Source organism: Salinivibrio sp. MA440 (genome assembly GCF_001996265.1).
Lineage (GTDB): Bacteria > Pseudomonadota > Gammaproteobacteria > Enterobacterales > Vibrionaceae > Salinivibrio > Salinivibrio costicola.
This window is the reverse complement of record NZ_MUFI01000019.1, coordinates 19255-39074: the sequence shown is the minus strand read 5'-3', so window position 1 is coordinate 39074 and position 19820 is coordinate 19255. Positions and strand designations below refer to the sequence as shown.

Here is a 19820-nt window from a genome sequence, read left to right as displayed (position 1 = left end):
TGCCAGCCGGGCTTCTTTTGAATTAGAGTGACTTCGTCTCTAAAAAACCTAGAAGGGAAGACATAATGAACAAGACCCAACTGATCGACCTGATCGCAGAAAAAGCAGAACTTTCAAAAGCACAAGCGAAAACCGCTTTGGAAGCGACTTTAGGCGGTATTGAAGGCGCTTTGAAAGAAGGCGAGCAGGTACAACTGATTGGCTTCGGTACGTTTAAATTGAACCACCGTGCAGCACGCACAGGTCGCAACCCACAAACGGGTCAAGAAATTCAAATTGCGGCAGCAAACGTACCTGCGTTTGTCGCGGGTAAAGCGTTAAAAGACGCGGTTAAATAAGCGTTACTGCTCATGTCGCCATAGCCTTCTCGCTATGGCGTTTTTGTATGTGGACTCGTGATGCGTTCTAAATTTTGGATAGTCGCGTTGATGGCCATCCTGGTTGGATGCTCAAGTGGGCAGCCTTCCAAGCCGGTCACGCATATGACCGCCGCTTCCGCCGGCGATTATCGCGCTGTTTACTGGTTGGATAGTCAGCAAGGGCAGGTGATTGGTTTAGCCGAGCAAGTGTGGCAGGGCGATTATGGTCGTTATCGTAGCGAGTATGTCTGGCGAGACGGCAGCTTGCGTGCAATCAAACGAGAGGGCACACAGCTGGCGGGCGCCGCATTAGCTCCCTTCTCTATCTATGTTCGATTTGATGCCAGTGGTGAGCCTGTCTTTCAGCGCTATCAGCAAGATGAAACCTTACTCCCCTTGAGTAGCGCGACACTGACCCGCCTTTATCAAGAAGCCAATCAAGTACAGCAGCAAGCAAAAACGCAGTTGTCACGTGATGTATCAGTGTGGCAAGCGCAGCGTCAGGGCGACCGTTGGGTCGATTGTCGTGGCGATACCCAGCGTTGGACATTTTCTGACACGATTGATCCCAGCGTGGTTTCGCAGATAAGTCAGCCCGGCACCTTTTTGGTAGCAGCTGGCGATTCAGGTATCCTACGCGATAACATCGACTTTCTTGTGTATGTCGATAATAACAAAGCCTGTTTGCAGCGCCCTCGCTTACTTGACGAATAAAAGCTCGATGAACAAAACCCTATCGAAGCAAAAAAGCTCGTCGACACGTAAAAACCGCGGATATAAAAAATGCGCCTTGGTGGCGCATTTATCGGGTCTGGCTTGCTGGATGCGGCATGCCGCGATGTAACATTAAGTCGATAAATCAGCTTTTTCGCGAGATACCGCGCGGTGGGCGATGTCACTGCGATAAAAGCAGCCTGGCCAGTAAATCATAGCGGCAAGCGCGTCAGCGCCTTGTTTGGCGGCTGTTACCGTCTCTCCCAGTGCCGTTGCACAGAGTACACGCCCGCCGGATGTGACAATGTCGCCGTTGTTGAGCGCAGTACCGGCATGAAACACTTTGGCGGTATCGCTATCGGTAGGCAGCCCAGTAATACGATCGCCCTTACGATAGTCTCCTGGATAGCCACCTGCGGCTAAAACCACGCCGACGGCTGCACGTGGATCCCACTGAGAATCGACTTTATTGAGGCGTCCTTGCGTGCCAGCCAGGCAAAGCTCCACCAAGTCAGATTGCAAACGCATCATAATCGGTTGAGTTTCCGGATCGCCAAAGCGACAGTTAAACTCAATGACTTTTGGCGTCCCATCGACGGCGATCATCAATCCTGCGTATAAAAAGCCGGTATAGGGCGCACCATCCGCATACATCCCTTTGACGGTGGGCATAATCACCTCGTCCATCACGCGTTGGTGAATGGCGTCGGTGACCACAGGGGCGGGCGAGTATGCACCCATACCGCCGGTGTTGAGGCCGGTATCGCCTTCACCTGCGCGTTTATGGTCTTGGCTGGTGGCCATTGGCAACACATGCTCACCATCCACCATGACGATAAAGCTTGCTTCTTCGCCTTGCAGAAATTCTTCGATGACCACGCGGTGGCCCGCTTCACCAAAGGCATTGCCCGAGAGCATATCGCGCACGGCCTCAGTCGCTTCTTGCTCGGTCATCGCCACAATGACCCCTTTGCCAGCGGCAAGGCCGTCGGCTTTGACCACAATGGGCGCGCCTTTTTCCGCGATGTAGGCCAGTGCAGGCTCCACCTTGGCAAAGGTTTGGTAGTCAGCGGTGGGAATGCCGTGGCGCGCTAAAAAGTCTTTGCTGAACGCTTTAGACCCCTCAAGTTGCGCGGCCGCTTGGGTAGGACCAAAGATGGCTAAGCCGTGCTCACGGAAGGCATCGACCACGCCCAACACCAAGGGCGCTTCAGGACCGACGATGGTTAAATCAATCTGTTGCTCGCGGGCAAAGGCCAGCAACCCTTCAACGTCATCAGCTGCGATCGCAATGTTACTCAACTTGTTTTCATGCGCGGTGCCGGCGTTTCCCGGCGCGCAATATACGATCTCAACGTTGGATGATTGCGCGGCTTTCCACGCTAGCGCATGCTCGCGGCCACCGCCACCAATTACTAATACCTTCATGTGTTCTCCTTCATCGCCCACTTAGTGGCGGAAATGGCGCATACCGGTAAAGACCATCGCCATGCCATGCTCATTGGCGGCGGCAATCACTTCTTCATCACGCATCGAACCACCCGGCTGGATCACGCAGGTGATCCCAGCTTTTGCCGCAGCATCAATGCCGTCACGGAAAGGGAAGAAGGCATCAGAGGCCATTACACTACCGGCCACTTCGAGCTGCTCATCGGCCGCTTTGATGCCGGCTATTTTCGCCGAGTAGACGCGGCTCATTTGGCCGGCGCCGACGCCGATGGTCATGCTGTCTTTGGCATACACAATCGCGTTCGATTTTACGTATTTTGCCACTTTCCAGCAAAATAGGGCATCGCTTAGCTCTTTGTCTGTGGGCTGGCGCTCAGTGACAATGCGCAAATCGTCTAAACCGACCATGCCTTGGTCGCGTGCTTGAACTAACAAGCCGCCATTGACGCGCTTGCTATCCCAACCTGTGGTGCGTGCTTGCCATTGGCCACACTCGAGAAGACGGACATTTTTCTTCGCCGCGACCACCGCTTTGGCGGCGTCACTGACGCGCGGCGCGATGATCACTTCGACAAATTGACGCTCAACAATGGCGTGTGCCGTGTCGCCGTCCAGCTCACGGTTAAAGGCAATAATGCCACCAAATGCTGAGGTAGGATCGGTTTGATAAGCGCGCTGATAGGCACTGAGTAAGTCTTCACCGATAGCAACGCCACAGGGGTTGGCGTGTTTTACAATCACGCAGGTAGGTTGTTCAAACTCTTTCACGCACTCTAATGCCGCATCGGTGTCAGCGATATTGTTATAAGACAGCGCCTTGCCCTGCAGTTGGGTAGCCGTGGCCACCGAGGCTTCTTGCGGGTGGGCTTCAGTATAAAAGGCGCCCGCCTGGTGGCTGTTCTCGCCATAGCGCATGTCTTGCTTTTTAACCCAATGTTGGGTCAGGGTGCGTGGGAATGGCGACTCTTGGCTGTCTTCTGCGTGATGATAGGCAGGCACTTGGGTACCAAAGTAATTCGCAATCATGGCATCGTAGGCCGCGGTGTGCTCAAACGCGGCAATCGCTAAATCAAAGCGCGTGGCATGTGTCAAAGACTGCTGGTGCTGATCCATCTCGGTGAGCACGCGATCATAGTCTTGGCTGTTTACCACAATGGTGACATCAGCATGGTTTTTCGCCGCTGAGCGCACCATGGTTGGGCCGCCGATATCGATATTCTCGATGGCTTGATCACGTGTGCAATCTGGGTTGGCAACGGTTTGTGCGAACGGGTAGAGGTTCACTACTACCATATCAATCGGTGCGATCTGATGCTGTTCCATCACCGCATCGTCTTGACCGCGCCGGCCCAAAATACCGCCGTGAATTTTCGGGTGGAGGGTTTTCACGCGGCCATCCATCATTTCGGGGAAGCCGGTATGCTCGGAGACTTCGGTGACCGCAAGGCCGTTTTCTGCGAGCAAACGGGCCGTGCCGCCGGTTGATAGCAGTTCGACACCGCGTTGGGCGAGCGCTTGGGCAAACTCGACCACACCGGTTTTATCAGACACGCTGAGTAACGCGCGACGAATAGGACGCAGATTTTCCATGGCTTAGCTCTCTTCACTGACAGATTGAATGCTTATCAAAGCCCACCATGGCTAACCACATAGGTAAACTTTATTAAACGGCCAATTGTCAAAGCGGCGCCATTCTATCTGATTTTATTTGCGCAATCGATTGCTATTTGCTGATGGCGACATTTTTATTGTTTTTATCGGGCTGTCGTTGCTTGCCTTGATGCAACGCTGGTCATAAGGGCCCGCCTTTGTTACAAAAAGAGAGTTCATCCAACATGAAAAGGAGCGGTGATGACCAAGTTGCTGCAAATAGGTGAGCTAGCCAAGCACTGTGGTGTCTCCACCGATACGCTGCGTTTTTATGAAAAGTCCGGTCTACTGGCCCCGAGTGCGCGTACAGAGGGTGGATACCGGCTTTATGCCGATGATGCCATTAGCCAAGTCATGTTCATTTTACGCGGCAAAGAAATGGGATTATCGCTTGATGAAATTCACGAGCTGTCTGACATTCGCGAAGAAGCGACGTTACACACCTGTGCAGAAGTGAAAGGGATCACCCAGCGGCGCCTGAATGAGGTCTCAGAGAAGATAGCCGCGCTTGAGCGGGTCAAGCATTCCCTTACACGTTTAAATGCCGCCTGCTGCGGTATGGACGACGATGACGCGACCCATTGCTCAATATTGGAAACCCTAGCGGACAGTGAAGATTCCAACTCATGCTGTTAAGGAAAGGTGCGTTGCACCATCAGAGAAAACAAAAACGGGCTAACCGATTAACGGCTAGCCCGTTTTATAACAGCCAAACCAATGATTGATTAGTTCATGCCGTATTTTTTCAGTTTCTTACGCAATGTACCGCGGTTGATGCCCATCATGGTGGCTGCGCGGGTTTGGTTGCCGCGGGTGTATTGCATGATGGTATCCAGCAGTGGCTGCTCAACTTCTGCGAGGACAAGCTCATACAGATCGTTGACTTCCTGGCCATTCAATTGCGCGAGGTAGTTCTTCAAGGACGCTTTTACAGAGTCACGAAGTGGCTTTTGCGTAATTTGATCTTGTGAAGTTACAGTTGTTACTGTCAATGTTTCGGAAGTCAGGTTTTGTTCGAACATATTCTGTCAGCTCTTCTCGTATTTATGCAACGTTGTCGAAGTAGCCTTGCAGCGCATCGATCTGCTGTTGTGCATCTTCGATTGCGTTGAAGGTGCGGCGAAAGTCGCCAATTTGATCATGCTCTTTGAGGTACCAGCCCACGTGCTTTCGGGCAATACGTAATCCTTTGAGCTCCCCATAAAATTGATGAAGCTCTTGAACATGACCCAACAAAATCGTCCTAACCTCTTCTAATGAAGGGGCAGGCAAGTGCTCACCTGTGGTGAGATAGTGGTGGATTTCGCGAAAAATCCACGGGCGTCCCTGAGCAGGGCGACCAATCATTACGGCATCTGCCCCTGTATAGTCGAGAACATACTGGGCCTTTTCTGGTGAATCAATGTCGCCATTGGCTATCACCGGAATCGATACCGCTGCTTTCGCAGCTTTAATGCTGTCGTACTCTGCCTCACCTTTGTACATGCAGGCACGCGTGCGGCCATGCAGTGCAAGGGCTTGGATACCACAATCTTCCGCCATCCGGGCGATCGTTACACAGTTCTTATTGTCCGGATCCCAGCCTGTACGCGTTTTAAGCGTCACGGGAACATCCACCGCGTTTACCGTGGCTGTTAGGATTTGCTCAATCAGATCGGGTCGAGTTAGCAATGCAGAGCCTGCTAGCTTTTTATTGACCTTTTTCATTGGGCAACCCATGTTGATGTCAATCACTTGCGCCCCGTTCTCGACACAAAATCGCGCTGCCTCAGCCATAAGCTCGGGTTCAGCCCCCGCGATTTGCACCGAGCGCAGACCGGATTCGTCAATATGAACCATGCGCTTTTGCGATTTGTTCGTCCGCCACAATGCTGGATTGGATGACATCATTTCACTGATAGCCATACCGGCACCATGCGCAAGGCATAGCTCACGAAATGGTCGGTCCGTCACGCCGGCCATTGGGGCGACGATCAAAGGGACATCCAGGGTGTAAGGTCCGATACGCAAAAGCTCTAAATCCTCTTCAGCCGCTCTGAGTCAGCAAGGGCGCGCATTTTACGCATTTTTGCTGCGTCTGAAAAGGACAATATTTGAGCATTGATGGCTTGATTTTTCTCGCACTTTTTGTATCAGCCGCGTTTCGCTGATTAATCAAGCATTTCAAGTAGCACGTCAACCATGGCTTACCGACAAAAGTTACTTGTGCGGCAAGCTCATAGCGCGACGATCTGACCGATTAAGTGAGCAACTGGCCGCTTATCCGGCACCACTCTTCACGTTCGACGATCGGGTTAATATCGAGACGATCGCGATAGTGATTAGCAACGTCTTCGGCTTGAGAATCGAGAACGCCAGACATCGCTAGTTGACCATTTGGTTTGATCAGCCCTTTGATCACGCCAGAAAGCTCACGGAGTGGGCCAGCGAGAATATTGGCCACGACCACATCTGCTTTCAGATCGGCCGGTTGGTCTTTCGGGAGATACAGGTGCAGTTGATCGGCAACACCATTACGCTCAGCGTTGTCCTTGGAGGCGAGCAGGGCTTGGGGATCGATATCAATGCCAATGACCCGCTCAGCGCCCAGCTTGATAGCCGCAATGGCTAGAATGCCTGAGCCACAGCCAAAATCAATCACGGTTTTTCCGTTTAGATCCAAGCTATCAAGCCACTCTAAACAAAGAGCCGTGGTTGGGTGAGAGCCGGTGCCAAAGGCGAGTCCAGGATCCAGCATCACGTTGACTGCCGTGTCATCGGGGACCTCACACCAGGTCGGACAGATCCACAGCCGCTCGCCAAATTGAATCGGCTTAAAGTTATCCATCCATGCCCGTTCCCAGTCTTTGTCTTCGAGCTGCTCGATCTTGTGGGCAAAGTTGTCAGCCAGCAATGGGCTCGCGTTTAGTACCGCTAATACGGTATCCATATCGGCTTGTGCATCATACAACGCCATGATGTCAGTTTCGCCCCACAAGCGGGTTTCGCCGGGTAAAGGCTCAAAAACCGGGGTGTCTTTGGCATCAAGGAAGGTCACAGACAACGCGCCGGCTTCTTCCATCAGTAGATCGCCAAGTGCTTCAGCATTGTCGGCATTGGCGTTCAGTTTTAATTGGATCCAAGGCATGGTGAATCTCGTGTCAGGATAAGGAATACTGAAGATGTTATCAGATCAACACTGTGCATGCTGCAAACAAAAAGCGGCCTACAAACATGCAGGCCGCTTTGCGTCTATTTATCGTTCTACGCTCTGGTCATGACAAGCCGAGCTTCTTCTCGAGGTAATGAATGTTGGCACCACCGCGTTGGAAGTGCTCGTCATTCATAATGTCGATCTGGAGTGGGATATTGGTTTTTATGCCGTCAATCACTGTCTCAGCGAGCGCATTTCTCATGCGAGCAATCGCAACGTCGCGGTTTTCCCCATAACAAATAAGCTTGCCGACCATGGAGTCGTAATGGGGAGGCACGTGATAGCCCGTATAGACATGGGACTCCCAGCGTACACCCATGCCACCTGGCGAATGAAAGCGTTGGATTTGTCCCGGGCTGGGGATAAAGCGCTCTGGATCTTCGGCGTTGATCCGGCACTCGACCGCATGACCACGAATCTGAATATCGTCTTGCGTAAACGACAGCGGCTGACCGGCAGCGATACGCAGTTGCTCTTTAACCAAATCGATACCCGTGACCATTTCTGTCACAGGGTGCTCAACTTGAATACGTGTATTCATCTCGATAAAGAAGAACTCGCCGTTTTCATACAAAAATTCAAAGGTGCCGGCGCCGCGATAGCCAATTTCAACACACGCGCGGCAGCAACGTTCACCAATAAACTTACGCATTTCTGCAGTGATCCCTGGTGCAGGGGCTTCTTCGACCACTTTTTGATGGCGGCGTTGCATTGAGCAATCGCGTTCACCGAGATGAATGGCACCACCTTGACCGTCTGCGAGTACCTGCACTTCAACATGACGTGGGTTTTCAAGGAATTTTTCCATGTAAACCATGTCGTTGCTGAACGCGGATTTTGCTTCAGAACGCGTCATGGCAATGGCGTCAATCAGTTCCGATTCGGCACGAACCACACGCATACCACGGCCACCGCCGCCGCCAGACGCTTTGATAATGACGGGATACCCGATACGCTTGGCGATCGCTTTGTTTTTTTCTTGATCGCTACCCAGAGGGCCATCTGAACCTGGCACACAGGGTACGCCCGCTTTTTTCATCGATTCGATCGCGGAGACTTTGTCCCCCATCAGACGAATGGTTTCTGCTCTTGGGCCAACAAACACAAACCCTGAGCGTTCGACTTGCTCGGCGAAATCGGCATTTTCTGATAAGAAGCCGTAGCCAGGATGAATGGCAACAGCACCGGTGATTTCAGCGGCACTGATAATGCGAGGAATGTTCAAGTAGCTTTGATTGCTTGGCGCGGGGCCAATACAGACGGTTTCGTCGGCTAACAAGACATGCTTAAGATCGCGATCTGCGGTGGAATGCACCGCCACGGTTTTAATGCCGAGCTCTTTACAAGCACGCAAAATCCGCAGTGCAATTTCACCACGGTTAGCAATTACAATTTTATCTAACATGCGCCCTCGCTTATTCGATGATCACGAGTGGTTCGTCGAATTCAATGGGCTGGCCGTCTTCACACAGAATCGCTTTCACCACCCCGCTCTTATCGGCTTGGATTTGGTTCATCATTTTCATGGCTTCAACGATACACAAGGCGTCGCCTTCTTTCACTTGGCTGCCGACTTCGACAAATGCTGCCGACTCTGGGCTCGGTGCACGGTAGAAGGTGCCAACCATGGGTGACAGAACCTGATGGCCAGTCGGTTTAGGTGCGCTTGCTGGCTCTGCGGCAGAAGCCTCGGGGGCAGGCGCGGGTGCAGCCGGCGCTGCGTATTGTGGTGCGTACTGTGGCGCAGCCATTTGGACTGGCGCTGCGGGTGCTGAGCGGCTGATTCGTACTGACTCTTCACCTTCGGCAATCTCGAGTTCGGAGATGCCCGATTCTTCGACAAGTTCGATCAGTTTTTTAATCTTGCGGATATCCATGATACGTCTCTTCTTATGTTTTGTTTTACTGGGCCGCAAACGCGAGGTGGCGTGCGGCAGCTGTTAAGGCGAATTCGTAACCATCAGCCCCTAAGCCACTGATCACGCCGACCGCTTTATCCGACAAATAGGAATGATGTCGGAAGGGTTCGCGGGCGTGAACATTAGATAAATGCACTTCAATAAAGGGAATGTTGACCCCGAGCAGTGCATCGCGTAATGCAACCGAGGTGTGCGTCAAAGCGGCTGGGTTAATAATAATAAAATCCACGCTTTCCATCGCTTGGTGGATTTTATCAATGAGGCTAGCTTCACTGTTGGATTGAAAGTGCTCAAGGGTCAATGCCAACCCTGTGGCTTGAGCCTCTAACGCGGCCATGATTTGCGCGAGGGTCTGAGAGCCATAGTGTTCAGGCTCACGGCGTCCGAGCAAGTTAAGGTTCGGGCCGTTTAAGACTAAAATGTGGTTTCTTGTCGGCATCTTGAGGCTTACTTCTCCTATTCGCTAACATCGTGTCAGCTTAGTGTGAATTCCTGCTGGTACGCATGCTGTGATGGTACGCTACATGCGATTTTATCCTTTGTGATAGCAATTATAGAGAATTCACCGCAAATCGCAGCAAAATACTGGTCTAATCAGCACACTTCGTCCTGTTGGTGTTGAAAAAATGCGCGCTAAAGCAGGTTTAGCGGCAAGAATAAAAAAGCCGCCCGTGGGCGGCAAAGGTTGCTAAGCAATCTTTCGTGAGGGTTACACCACACTCTCTTTTTCTGCAATAAGCTTATCCACCACACTCGGGTCGGCAAGGGTAGACGTATCTCCCAAGCTTCCGGTTTCGCCTGTGGCAATTTTACGCAGAATTCGGCGCATGATTTTACCGGAACGTGTTTTAGGGAGCGCATCGGTCCAATGAATGAAATCTGGCGTGGCGATCGGTCCGATTTCTTTTCGCACCCATTCTTTCACTTCTTTATGCAACTCGGCGCTCGGTACTTCACCGGCGTTGAGGGTGATATAGGCATAAATGGCTTGGCCTTTGATATCATGAGGCACCCCAACAATTGCCGCTTCAGCAATCTTATTGAATGCCACCAAAGCGGATTCGACTTCGGCGGTTCCCATTCGGTGTCCGGATATATTGAGTACGTCATCAACCCGGCCGGTGATCCAGTAATAACCGTCTTGATCGCGGCGCGCGCCGTCACCAGTAAAATACATACCTTTGAAGGTCGAGAAGTAAGTCTGCTCGAAGCGATCGTGGTCACCAAATACGGTCCGCATTTGACCGGGCCATGAGTCTAGCATCACCAAGTTACCCTCTGTCGCGCCATCAAGAAGATTGCCCATGTTGTCCACCAGCGCTGGCTGAACACCAAAGAAAGGACGCGTCGCTGAGCCCGGTTTAAGTGGTGTGGCGCCAGGGAGGGGCGTAATCAAAATCCCGCCCGTCTCTGTTTGCCACCAAGTATCGACAATTGGGCAGGCTTGATTACCGATGGTGCTGTGATACCACTCCCAGGCCTCGGGGTTAATGGGCTCGCCGACCGATCCCATGATCCGTAGCGAATTACGTTGGGTGCCGGCAACGGCTTCATTGCCTTTGGCCATCAGTGCGCGAATCGCGGTGGGGGCGGTGTAGAGGATATTGACCTGGTGCTTATCGACCACTTCACTCATTCGCGCCGTGGTCGGGTAGGTGGGGACACCTTCGAATAAAAGGGTTTTTGCCCCGTTCGCGAGCGGGCCATACACCAGATAGCTGTGACCGGTAATCCAGCCGACATCGGCCGTACACCAGAACACCTCGCCGTCTTGATAATCGAAAACATATTTGAAGGTCATTGCAGCGTAAACTAAGTATCCGCCTGTGGTGTGGAGAACGCCTTTGGGGGTGCCGGTGGAGCCGGAGGTGTAGAGAATGAAAAGGGGATCTTCAGCCTGCATTTCTTCTGCGGGGCAATCCACCGATGCGTTTTCCGTGACCTCATGCCACCAAACATCGCGGTGATGATGCCAATCAATGTCGCCACCTGTGCGCTGGTAGACCACCACTTTTTCGATTGACTTCACGTTGGGGTGGGTTAGCGCTTCATCGACATTTTGCTTTAACGGGACGGCACGGCCACCGCGTACCCCTTCATCCGCAGTTACCACCACTTTCGCGTTCGAGTCAATGATGCGGCCAGCAAGCGCTTCAGGGGAGAAGCCACCGAATACGACGGTATGCACCGCCCCAATGCGCGCACAAGCGAGCATCGCGATGGCCGCTTCCATGACCATCGGCATATACAAGCAAACCACATCGCCTTTTTTAACCCCTTGCGCTTTTAGGGCGTTAGCAAAGCGACCCACGTGCTCGTAAAGGGCTTGGTAAGTCAGGGTCGCATCGTCGTTGGGATCATCGCCTTCCCAAATCAACGCGATTTGATCGCCTTTGTCTTTTAGGTGGCGATCAATACAGTTAGCCGCCACGTTGAGTGTGCCATCTTCAAACCAGCGAATATCGACATGCCCCGTATCAAAGGACGTGTGCTTGACGTTGCTGTAAGGTTTTATCCAATCAATTATCTGGCCTTGTTCTCGCCAAAATCCCTCAGGGTCGGTAATTGATTGCTGATAGAGAGCTTGATATTTGGCCTCATCAGCGTGTGCCTTTTGTGCAATTGAAGGCATGACGGGATATACGTGACTATCGCTCATCCTGTTTCTCCTCGTGTCCGCGATGCTCCGCGCGGCGCTTCCATGTCGTGAGATGTCAGGCGTTACCGCGGCCTGGCAAACGTAAACCATGCAGTAAAGGTGTGACAGATAAGGCTATCCGGCAATTAGACTTTAGGATGAGCCCCTTGATTTTTAAGTGGATTGTGGTGTTGTCGGGCCAGTTACTGGGCGCTGGATCGCACTTTTATTGCGATTCAAGGGCGCTGGATTACCGAGATTGAGGGATTGGCATCTCGCCTTGCGTCAGGCGAACATAAATCAGGGCCGCTGCTAAGGCATCGTCTAAAGCATCATGGCGAGCAGGAAGGGGAATCTCTAGATGGCGACTGATCGCTTCCATGCTGATGTCATGATAAGCATTAGGGAGTAGGCGCTCTAATTTGCGTTGATAAATGTCGCTGACTTCAATCAGTGGGTTGGGCAGCGGGAAACCAAGATATTGACGGGCATAGCGATCCAAAATGCTTTTGTCGTAGCGGATATGGTAGCCAACCAAAGGATGATTACCGATGAAGTGGATCAGTGAGGTCATGGCCTGCTTGGCACTGACACCATGGACAAGATCTTGATGACGCAATTGATGAATGCGCACGGAGCTGGCGCTTAAACTTTCGGGCGCGGCAAGGGTGAGTGTCAGCGATTGACTGGTCAGAATACGATTGCCTTTGATCGGTGTCGCCGCAATCGTGACTAACTCGGCATGAGCTGGGTCAAGGCTGGTGGTTTCACAATCCAGTGATATCAGGGTACGTTTATCTGGCGGTAAAAAGAGCGCGCGATAAGGAGAGTGGCGCAACCGATAGCGATACCAATAGCGAGCTAGCTCGTTCACGTTAATCCCTCACATGATAGTGGAATGCGAGGGATTGTTTAAACTTTTTCACCACGTGCAACCCGTGGCGCAACAGATCGCGTTCACTCGACGGTAAGTCGGCCACATCCAGACGGTTACTTTGCTGCTCACCACGAAGTTGTTGGCGTAGACGAAGACGAATAAACAGTTTTAGCGCCTCTGACAGGTTTTCTGCCGTCTCGTCGGCAAGTGTGCCTAACTGGGCCAGTTGCGCGAGCCTCTCAAAGGTATTGGTCTCGGTGATCCCTTTTTCTAAGCTCATGGTGCGAACACCGTGGACGATCGGGAAAATGCCGCCTTTTTTAATATCTAGCCCTTCTTTACTGCTTTTAAGCGAGCCAAACACGGTCAAAGGAACCCGGAAGGCCAGCGCGGGACGCACAAAGGTATTAAGCGCCAACATATTGTCACTTAACGCCTCGTGAAGTGGTGTTTGGATCGCATTAATCAAGCTGAGATCCCCAGCAATCGCCTGGCTATCGGCTAAGATGGCCAAATCCATCACGCTTTGTTCATTGGCACTTTGGACGAGGTTGCGCACGGTTTGTTGCCATTGCGAGGCGGTTTTTACCCATTTGGGGTTGCTGACCATCACATTGCCGGGGCAGGGCGGGTAGCCCAGTTGATAAAGCGTGTGTGAAAAGGCCGCCATTACTTGCTGACAATCCGGCCAGTCCAGGTCATCGGCGAGAATAAGCGCATTATCTTGATCGGTTTTAAGTACTTGCTCGCCCCGTCCTTCTGAGCCCATCACCACCATGCAGCACTGGTTTTGATAGTTCTCGGGCACCAACAAGCGAAAGGCTTTTTCCATGATTTGTTCATTCACGGTGGCGATGAGTTGCATCACAAAGCGGGTATGGATGCCGTTGTTAAATAGGGTATGCACCAGTTTGCTCTGGCTATTGGCGGCGATAACTAACTCATCAATGGTTTGGGCGCGCGCAATTTGCAAGTTGAGCACGTGTGAGTGGGTTGAAAATAGACTCAGCACTTGCGGCAGGTCAAGCATCCCCGCGGTTTGCCCTTGCTGGTCGACCACACGCACACGCTTCACGCGCTGGCGCGTCATACTGATCATGGCGTGAAAAAGAAAGTCACCGCGTTCAACACTGACCACAGGGCGCGTGGCCACCTCGCCAACGTGGGCAGATTGATCATAGTCATCGAGTACCAAAGCGTGTAATAAGTTCGTCCGGGTAATGATCCCGCAGTCTCCATCATCAAACGTTACCAAAGCACAGTCACAGCGTTCGGCTTTCATTTGCGCGGTCGCGGCTTTTATCGTCAGCGTTGGGGAAATACATAACGCAGGTTGAATATTACTATCATCAATCCTGGTGAGCATAAATTCGGCGAGGTTTTGTTGCTGACGTGCCTGGACCATTAACGCTTGTCGGCGTTGTAAGTTGGTCTCAAAGTAATCGCGGAAGTCTTGATTACTATGGTAGATCGCAAGAAACACCTCGGCCGGTAGTAGGTGACAAAGCGTATCTTCTAGGGCGCGGTATTGATGTTTGGCGGTGCCGTGCACGAGCGCGGGGACGTCAAATAAATCCTCAGACGTATAGTGAGAAAACACTTCTTTGCCTTCTTCTGAGACTTCTTCGACACTGCCTTTAATAATGATAAACAGCTGCTCACCCGTATCGCCTGCATGGATCAGGCTGTCACCACGTCGAAAATAGCCAACATCCAGCGCTTGTCGACATTGTTTGGCTTGTGCGGGCGTTAGGCAATCAAACGGTGGCTGCGAGGTGTCAAAAGGTTCAGGCATAATCGCACTCCTCACTATGATAGCCTCAGTGTGTCCTAGCCCTCGCGATCCTGCTAGCCGACTTTAGTCTAGCCAGTTACGACGGTTTCATCGACGAGATCAATGTTTTGCCATCAATAAGCGCCGCTTGTGTCTTTTTTTCCCGTCCTATTACTGCGACACTTAGCGCCGTATGTCTCTTAATATGAAGTAATGATATGGCATTAACCCAATGTTCCCCCTTTCGTTGGTTGTCAGAATATTTTGGCGGCTTCTTTTTTTCGTATGGCGTGTATTTGCCGTTTTGGGCGATATGGTTTGAGTCTCTAGGCCTTAATTCGGGCGTGATCGGGACCTTGATTGGGCTTGGTTTTGCTACCCGGTGTGTCGCCAACTTAGTGTTTACTCCGCGCGTGCAACAGGTTGAGGCTTTGTTGCCGGCTCTGCGGGCGTTGACCTTGATGGCGTTAGTGACCTGTGCCTTGCATCCTATGATGGGCGCCAATGTGTGGTGGCTGGCTTTCGTCACTGTGTTGTTTAATTTAGCCATTGGTCCAGCGGTGCCCTTGTCTGATGCGTTAGCGAACTATTACGCGCGTCATCGGTATATCGACTATGGTCGTACGCGTCTTTGGGGGTCGATTGCCTTTATTGTCGGTTCGAGCTTAACGGGCTGGTTGGTGACCGAGCAATCGGCGGCAATTATTCCTTGGGTGGCAATCGGTGGCTTATCGGCATGTTTACTGCTGACCTTGCGTCGTCCGACCATCATGCCGCAAAGCGAGCATGATATGACAGGCAGCAAAGTGTCGATGCGTCAGCTATTCCGTGATCGTCAGGTCATTGTATTTTTGCTGATCGCCTCTTTGTTGCAGGGCAGTCATGCCGCCTATTACAGCTTTAGTGCGATTTATTGGAAGCAGGCCGGTTACAGCGAGAGTATCGTCGGCTATTTATGGAGCTTGGGCGTCGTATCAGAAGTGGCCGTATTTGCTCTCGGCGCCCGGCTTTTTAGCGGTTGGTCGTCCAAGTCGCTATTCCAATTGGCTGCGTTAGGCGTATTGATCCGTTGGGGGATAACAGGCACCACCACCGCAGCCATTCCCGTTGTGTTGGTTCAGTTACTCCATGGCGTCACCTTTGCCGGTGCGCACTTGGGTGCCATGCAGTATATTCAGCGTGAATGCGGAACGCGGTTGGTCGCTGCACAAGCTGCTTATAACGCGTTGCCGATGGGCGCGGTGGTCGCGGCTCTTACTACTACAAGTGGGTGGATTTATGCGGTTTCGCCATCGGGAACCTTTTACGCAATGGCGCTGCTTGCGTTGCCTGTTTTTGTGCTCCCATTACGTGAGCCCGAATTTCGACGCGCCAAGCATGCCAGTGTGCAATAAACGGCTTACCGGCTTGCAATAAAGTTAGCTAGAGCGCCCACAAAGCCAGCATTGCATGATTGAGTGGGCGCCGTTGCCGTGGTACACCCAGCCAAAGGATTTGGCACATTATGGCGTCAGGAAGGGAGTCATGACACAAGGCTGGGTAATTGTCTCTGTTTCACTGCTCTATATGGGGGCATTATTTGCCATTGCCTGGTATGGCGATCGCCAGCCGCGCTGGCTTCACAAATGGCGGCCTTGGATTTATAGCCTTTCCATTGCCGTTTATTGCACCTCTTGGACCTTTTTTGGCACCGTCGGCCAAGCGTCCAGCTCTCCATGGTCCTTTTTGCCGATTTACCTGGCGCCGATGTTGGTGTTTACCCTCGGATGGCGCTTTCTCGCTCGTCTCATTCTGATTGCCAAACGCGAACATATCACTTCGATCGCTGACTTTATTGCGGCGCGATATGGCAAGTCTCAGGGACTGGCTGTGATGGTGACGCTGATCGCTGTGGTGGGGGTGCTCCCTTATATTGCGTTGCAACTACGCGGCATTGCCATGGGCCTTGACGTGCTCTCGCCGGAAATGGGGCGGAGTGTTGGCTTAGAACAAACGCAAATTGCGTGGTTGGTGTGTGTCGTTCTCGCCGTTTTTACGGTGTTATTTGGTACTCGACACATTGATAGCACCGAACATCATCGCGGTATGATGATGGCAGTGGCGTTTGAATCTGTCATTAAGCTGGTGGCTTTTCTCGGGGTTGGCGTGTTTGTTGTTGCGCTGTTATTCCAAGCGCCGACGTTGCCAATAACGCTTGAAGCATCAGGCGTTATCGGTGAGCCCGATGTCGGTAGTTTAATCATTCACACCTTTTTAACGGGCGCCGCGATTATTTGTCTGCCGCGCCAGTTTCATACCATGGTGGTGGAAAACACGCGTGCAAGCGATTTGAACATGGCACGTAAAGTCTTCCCAACCTATCTACTCCTGATGCTAATTTTTGTCCTTCCCATGGCTTATGCCGGGCAAGCGTTATTGCCCGGTACACCGGCGGATGCCTATGTGATCCGCTTGCCCTTATCTGTGGGCGCGGAAGGCATGGCATTACTGGCGTTTATGGGCGGTGCCTCGGCAGCCAGTGGCATGGTGATTGTTTCTACCATTGCGCTGGCCATTATGGTCTCCAATGATCTTGTTATGCCGCTGCTGTTACGGCGTATGAAAATGGCCTCTCGCAATTTCGCGCAATTTTCTGGTTTATTACTCAACGTCCGTCGCGCGCTGATTTTCTTGATTTTGATTGCCGCCTGGGGCTTCTATCATTTGATTTTAACCGTCCCAACCTTGTCAGAAATTGGCTTTCTGTCTTTTGCTGCCATCGCGCAATTTGCACCTGCCATGGTTGGCGCCTTGTATTGGCGGCAAGGAAATAAAAAAGGGGTGTACGCTGGGCTGACGGTCGGATTTTCGCTTTGGTTGGTGACCATGATGGTCCAAACCGGGATGCTGGCAGGGGATGGGCAATCCAATATGCTTATCTGGCTGATTACGCCACCATCATTACCTCCACTCGCCGGGCTTAATATTATTGATTGGGGGTTGGCCTTTAGCGTATTGATGAATGCCGCCAGCTTTATCCTTGTGTCTTTATTAACACGACCGTCACTGAGTGAGCGCTTGCAAGCCGCCGCATTTGTCGGCATGCCATTACCCGAAAACGATGGTGCGCGCTTGTATCAAAGCCGAGTCACGGTCGCAGAGCTTGAGATGCTGGCGTCACGCTTCGTGGGGCGTCGACGCATGCGCCAGGCTTTTAGCCAATTTGCTGAGCAGCGCGGTGAGGAGTTAATGCCACAGCAACAGGCCAGCGCCCCTTTAATTCGTCATACCGAGCGTGTGCTGGCGGGCGTGTTTGGATCGTCATCCGCTCGGCTGGTGCTGTCTTCTGCACTACAAGGTCGAAATATGCAGCTGGAGGAAATTGCCACCATCGTGGATGAAGCCTCTGAGTTGTTTGATTTTTCTCGCGGTCTTTTGCAAGGCGCCATTGAGCATATCAATCAAGGGATATCGGTGGTGGATAAACAATTACGGCTAGTGGCGTGGAATCAGCGTTATATCGATATGTTCCAATTTCCACCTGGGCTTATTCAAGTCGGACGACCGGTCGCGGACTTAATCCGGTTCAATGCTCAGCGGGGATTGTGTGGGCCGGGCGATCCGGAGGATCATGTGAGCAAACGGGTGATGCACTTAACGCGGCGAAAGCCGCATACGTCCTCGCGTGTTCATCCCGACGGGCGCGTGATTGAATTGCAAGGTAACCCGATGCCGGGCGGGGGCTTTGTCATGACCTTTACCGATATCACCGCGTTCCGCGATGCCGAAGCCGCGCTCAAACAGTCAAACGAAACCTTGGAAGCGCGTGTGACTGAGCGAACCCAGGAATTGGAGCGCTTGAATAGCCGTTTAATCGACGCCACCCGTAAAGCGGAATCCGCCTCGCAGTCAAAAAGCCGTTTTTTAGCCGCAGTGAGTCACGACTTAATGCAACCGCTCAATGCGGCGCGCTTGTTTGCCTCATCACTGAGTGAAATGGCGGTCAACCGTGAAACAGAAACCGCCGCGCAGCATATCGAAAGTGCGCTCGAAAGTGCTGAGGTATTGATTGGAGACTTATTGGATATTTCTCGTCTTGAATCGGGCAAGATGAAAGCCCGGATTGAATCCTTTCCATTGAGTGAAGTCTTTGATGCGCTTGAAGCGGAATTTGGAGTGTTAGCACATCGACAAGGCCTCGATTTTCATGTCTGCCGCAGCCGGGCCATTGTCCGCTCGGATAAAACCCTCCTGCGGCGAGTATTGCAAAACTTCTTAACCAATGCCTTTCGCTACAACCCAGACGGACGGGTGTTATTTGGCGTGCGCCGTACCGGCCATGATTATCGAATCGAGGTTTGGGATGATGGGGATGGGATCCCGTTGGCTCGCCAGCAAGATATTTTTCAAGAGTTCACTCGGATTGAGCGCCAAGGTGCAGAGCAGGGGCTGGGACTGGGGTTGGCTATCGCGAAAGGCATTAGCCAAATCTTGTCTCAACCGTTGGGACTGAAGTCATGGCCAGGCAAGGGGACTGTTTTTTCCATCACTGTTGATGGCAGTGATATCCGCCAAGTGAATGCTATTCCGAAAGGCGCCACACCAACGCTGCACAGCGCCCAGGTGTTGGAAGGGTGCCGAGTATTATGCGTTGATAATGAACAAGATATTTTGACCGGAATGACCCAGCTTTTATCACGTTGGGGCTGTGATGTGCGGTGCGCGCAAGATGTTGGCGAGGCAATGCAGCAAATCAGTGAACAATGGCAACCTGAATTTGTGCTGAGTGACTATCATTTAGCCAACCAACAAACGGGCCTACAAGTATTACAGCAATGCCAGCTAAAGTTGGGCGCTTGTTTTCATGGCGTAATGATCAGCGCTGACCGCAGTACTGAAACACAACAGACGGTAACTGGACTAGGCTTTACGTATCTGTCTAAGCCCGTGAAGCCGCTGAAGCTACGGACCCTATTACAACAGCGAGGAAAATAATGACGCCGTTTGCATTCGCGCGCCTTGAAACCGATATCGGTACCGTCAAGGTCGAAGGACGATTTGATCCTATTGATGGCCATATTGAAGTCGATGAACTTGCTCACTTGGATGGCGACGGATGGGCCGATGTGAACCATTGGCTTGCTGAACAAGCTTATGAACACAAAATCGCTGTGATTATTGCCGCGATTCGACCTGCCGTGATGTCGCTGAATAGCTAGTGGCTCCCTTCGCTGGGGTCATCATCGTATCATCAATTATGACGCATTT

General features: G+C 52.1%; 17 protein-coding genes. 6 read left to right on the top strand and 11 right to left on the bottom strand.

From position 1 onward, the window contains the following. The first annotated feature begins 65 nt into the window (after positions 1 to 65). Both hupA and BZG80_RS07795 read left to right on the top strand, forming a co-directional pair. Entirely contained in the window at positions 66 to 338 is a 273-nt protein-coding gene (gene hupA / locus BZG80_RS07800; RefSeq protein WP_021024119.1) for a nucleoid-associated protein HU-alpha, read from the top strand. 60 nt (positions 339 to 398) lie between these two features. Further along, the gene (locus BZG80_RS07795) at positions 399 to 1073 is read left to right on the top strand and encodes a DUF1481 domain-containing protein (protein ID WP_077679096.1); all 675 of its coding nucleotides are present in this window, start codon (positions 399 to 401) and stop codon (positions 1071 to 1073) included. Between the two features lie 132 nt (positions 1074 to 1205). Here the strand turns inward: BZG80_RS07795 and purD are convergent, their stop codons facing one another. Together purD and purH are read right to left on the bottom strand one after the other, a co-directional pair. Further along, positions 1206 to 2501: a phosphoribosylamine--glycine ligase gene (purD, locus tag BZG80_RS07790; protein WP_077669668.1), complete on the bottom strand. Its 1296-nt coding sequence runs from the start codon at positions 2499 to 2501 to the stop codon at positions 1206 to 1208. Positions 2502 to 2522: 21 nt separating this feature from the next. Then, positions 2523 to 4112: a bifunctional phosphoribosylaminoimidazolecarboxamide formyltransferase/IMP cyclohydrolase gene (gene purH / locus BZG80_RS07785; RefSeq protein ID WP_077679095.1), complete on the bottom strand. Its 1590-nt coding sequence runs from the start codon at positions 4110 to 4112 to the stop codon at positions 2523 to 2525. 270 nt (positions 4113 to 4382) lie between these two features. On the opposite strand from purH, the gene zntR reads away from it, so the two are divergent. Further along, complete coding sequence (zntR, locus tag BZG80_RS07780) at positions 4383 to 4808, top strand: Zn(2+)-responsive transcriptional regulator (protein ID WP_025744438.1); 426 nt, start codon at positions 4383 to 4385, stop codon at positions 4806 to 4808. An 89-nt stretch (positions 4809 to 4897) separates the two neighbouring features. On the opposite strand, the gene fis is transcribed toward zntR, so the two are convergent. The 9 genes from fis to BZG80_RS07735 form a co-directional block, all read right to left on the bottom strand. Beyond that, positions 4898 to 5194 carry a DNA-binding transcriptional regulator Fis gene (gene fis, locus BZG80_RS07775; RefSeq protein ID WP_021024113.1) on the bottom strand — a complete coding sequence of 99 codons (297 nt, stop codon included), beginning with the start codon at positions 5192 to 5194 and terminating at the stop codon, positions 4898 to 4900. Between the two features lie 22 nt (positions 5195 to 5216). Beyond that, the gene (gene dusB / locus BZG80_RS07770) at positions 5217 to 6182 is read right to left on the bottom strand and encodes a tRNA dihydrouridine synthase DusB (protein WP_021024112.1); all 966 of its coding nucleotides are present in this window, start codon (positions 6180 to 6182) and stop codon (positions 5217 to 5219) included. Positions 6183 to 6411: 229 nt separating this feature from the next. Then, a complete protein-coding gene (prmA, locus tag BZG80_RS07765) occupies positions 6412 to 7299 on the bottom strand; it encodes a 50S ribosomal protein L11 methyltransferase (RefSeq protein ID WP_021024111.1) in 888 nt (295 codons plus the stop codon). Positions 7300 to 7426: 127 nt separating this feature from the next. Next, positions 7427 to 8770: an acetyl-CoA carboxylase biotin carboxylase subunit gene (accC, locus tag BZG80_RS07760; RefSeq protein ID WP_021024109.1), complete on the bottom strand. Its 1344-nt coding sequence runs from the start codon at positions 8768 to 8770 to the stop codon at positions 7427 to 7429. 10 nt (positions 8771 to 8780) lie between these two features. Further along, positions 8781 to 9242 (bottom strand): acetyl-CoA carboxylase biotin carboxyl carrier protein, encoded by a 462-nt coding sequence (gene accB, locus BZG80_RS07755; protein ID WP_077679094.1) that lies wholly within the window; start codon positions 9240 to 9242, stop codon positions 8781 to 8783. Between the two features lie 25 nt (positions 9243 to 9267). Next, positions 9268 to 9723 carry a type II 3-dehydroquinate dehydratase gene (aroQ, locus tag BZG80_RS07750; RefSeq protein WP_077461892.1) on the bottom strand — a complete coding sequence of 152 codons (456 nt, stop codon included), beginning with the start codon at positions 9721 to 9723 and terminating at the stop codon, positions 9268 to 9270. Between the two features lie 270 nt (positions 9724 to 9993). After that, complete coding sequence (gene acs, locus BZG80_RS07745) at positions 9994 to 11943, bottom strand: acetate--CoA ligase (RefSeq protein WP_077577051.1); 1950 nt, start codon at positions 11941 to 11943, stop codon at positions 9994 to 9996. Between the two features lie 229 nt (positions 11944 to 12172). After that, the gene (locus tag BZG80_RS07740; protein ID WP_021024105.1) at positions 12173 to 12796 is read right to left on the bottom strand and encodes a 3'-5' exonuclease; all 624 of its coding nucleotides are present in this window, start codon (positions 12794 to 12796) and stop codon (positions 12173 to 12175) included. Position 12797: 1 nt separating this feature from the next. Continuing rightward, the gene (locus BZG80_RS07735) at positions 12798 to 14594 is read right to left on the bottom strand and encodes a DUF294 nucleotidyltransferase-like domain-containing protein (protein WP_077679093.1); all 1797 of its coding nucleotides are present in this window, start codon (positions 14592 to 14594) and stop codon (positions 12798 to 12800) included. A 197-nt stretch (positions 14595 to 14791) separates the two neighbouring features. On the opposite strand from BZG80_RS07735, the gene BZG80_RS07730 reads away from it, so the two are divergent. The 3 genes from BZG80_RS07730 (at position 14792) to BZG80_RS07720 (ending at position 19771) form a co-directional block, all read left to right on the top strand. Beyond that, positions 14792 to 15967 carry a 3-phenylpropionate MFS transporter gene (locus BZG80_RS07730; RefSeq protein WP_021024103.1) on the top strand — a complete coding sequence of 392 codons (1176 nt, stop codon included), beginning with the start codon at positions 14792 to 14794 and terminating at the stop codon, positions 15965 to 15967. Between the two features lie 130 nt (positions 15968 to 16097). After that, positions 16098 to 19547, top strand: a complete 3450-nt coding sequence (locus BZG80_RS07725) for a hybrid sensor histidine kinase/response regulator (protein WP_077679092.1) — start codon at positions 16098 to 16100, stop codon at positions 19545 to 19547. Further along, positions 19547 to 19771: a hypothetical protein gene (locus BZG80_RS07720; RefSeq protein ID WP_077461897.1), complete on the top strand. Its 225-nt coding sequence runs from the start codon at positions 19547 to 19549 to the stop codon at positions 19769 to 19771. Before BZG80_RS07725 ends, BZG80_RS07720 begins: the two co-directional genes overlap by 1 nt. Positions 19772 to 19820 lie beyond the last annotated feature (49 nt).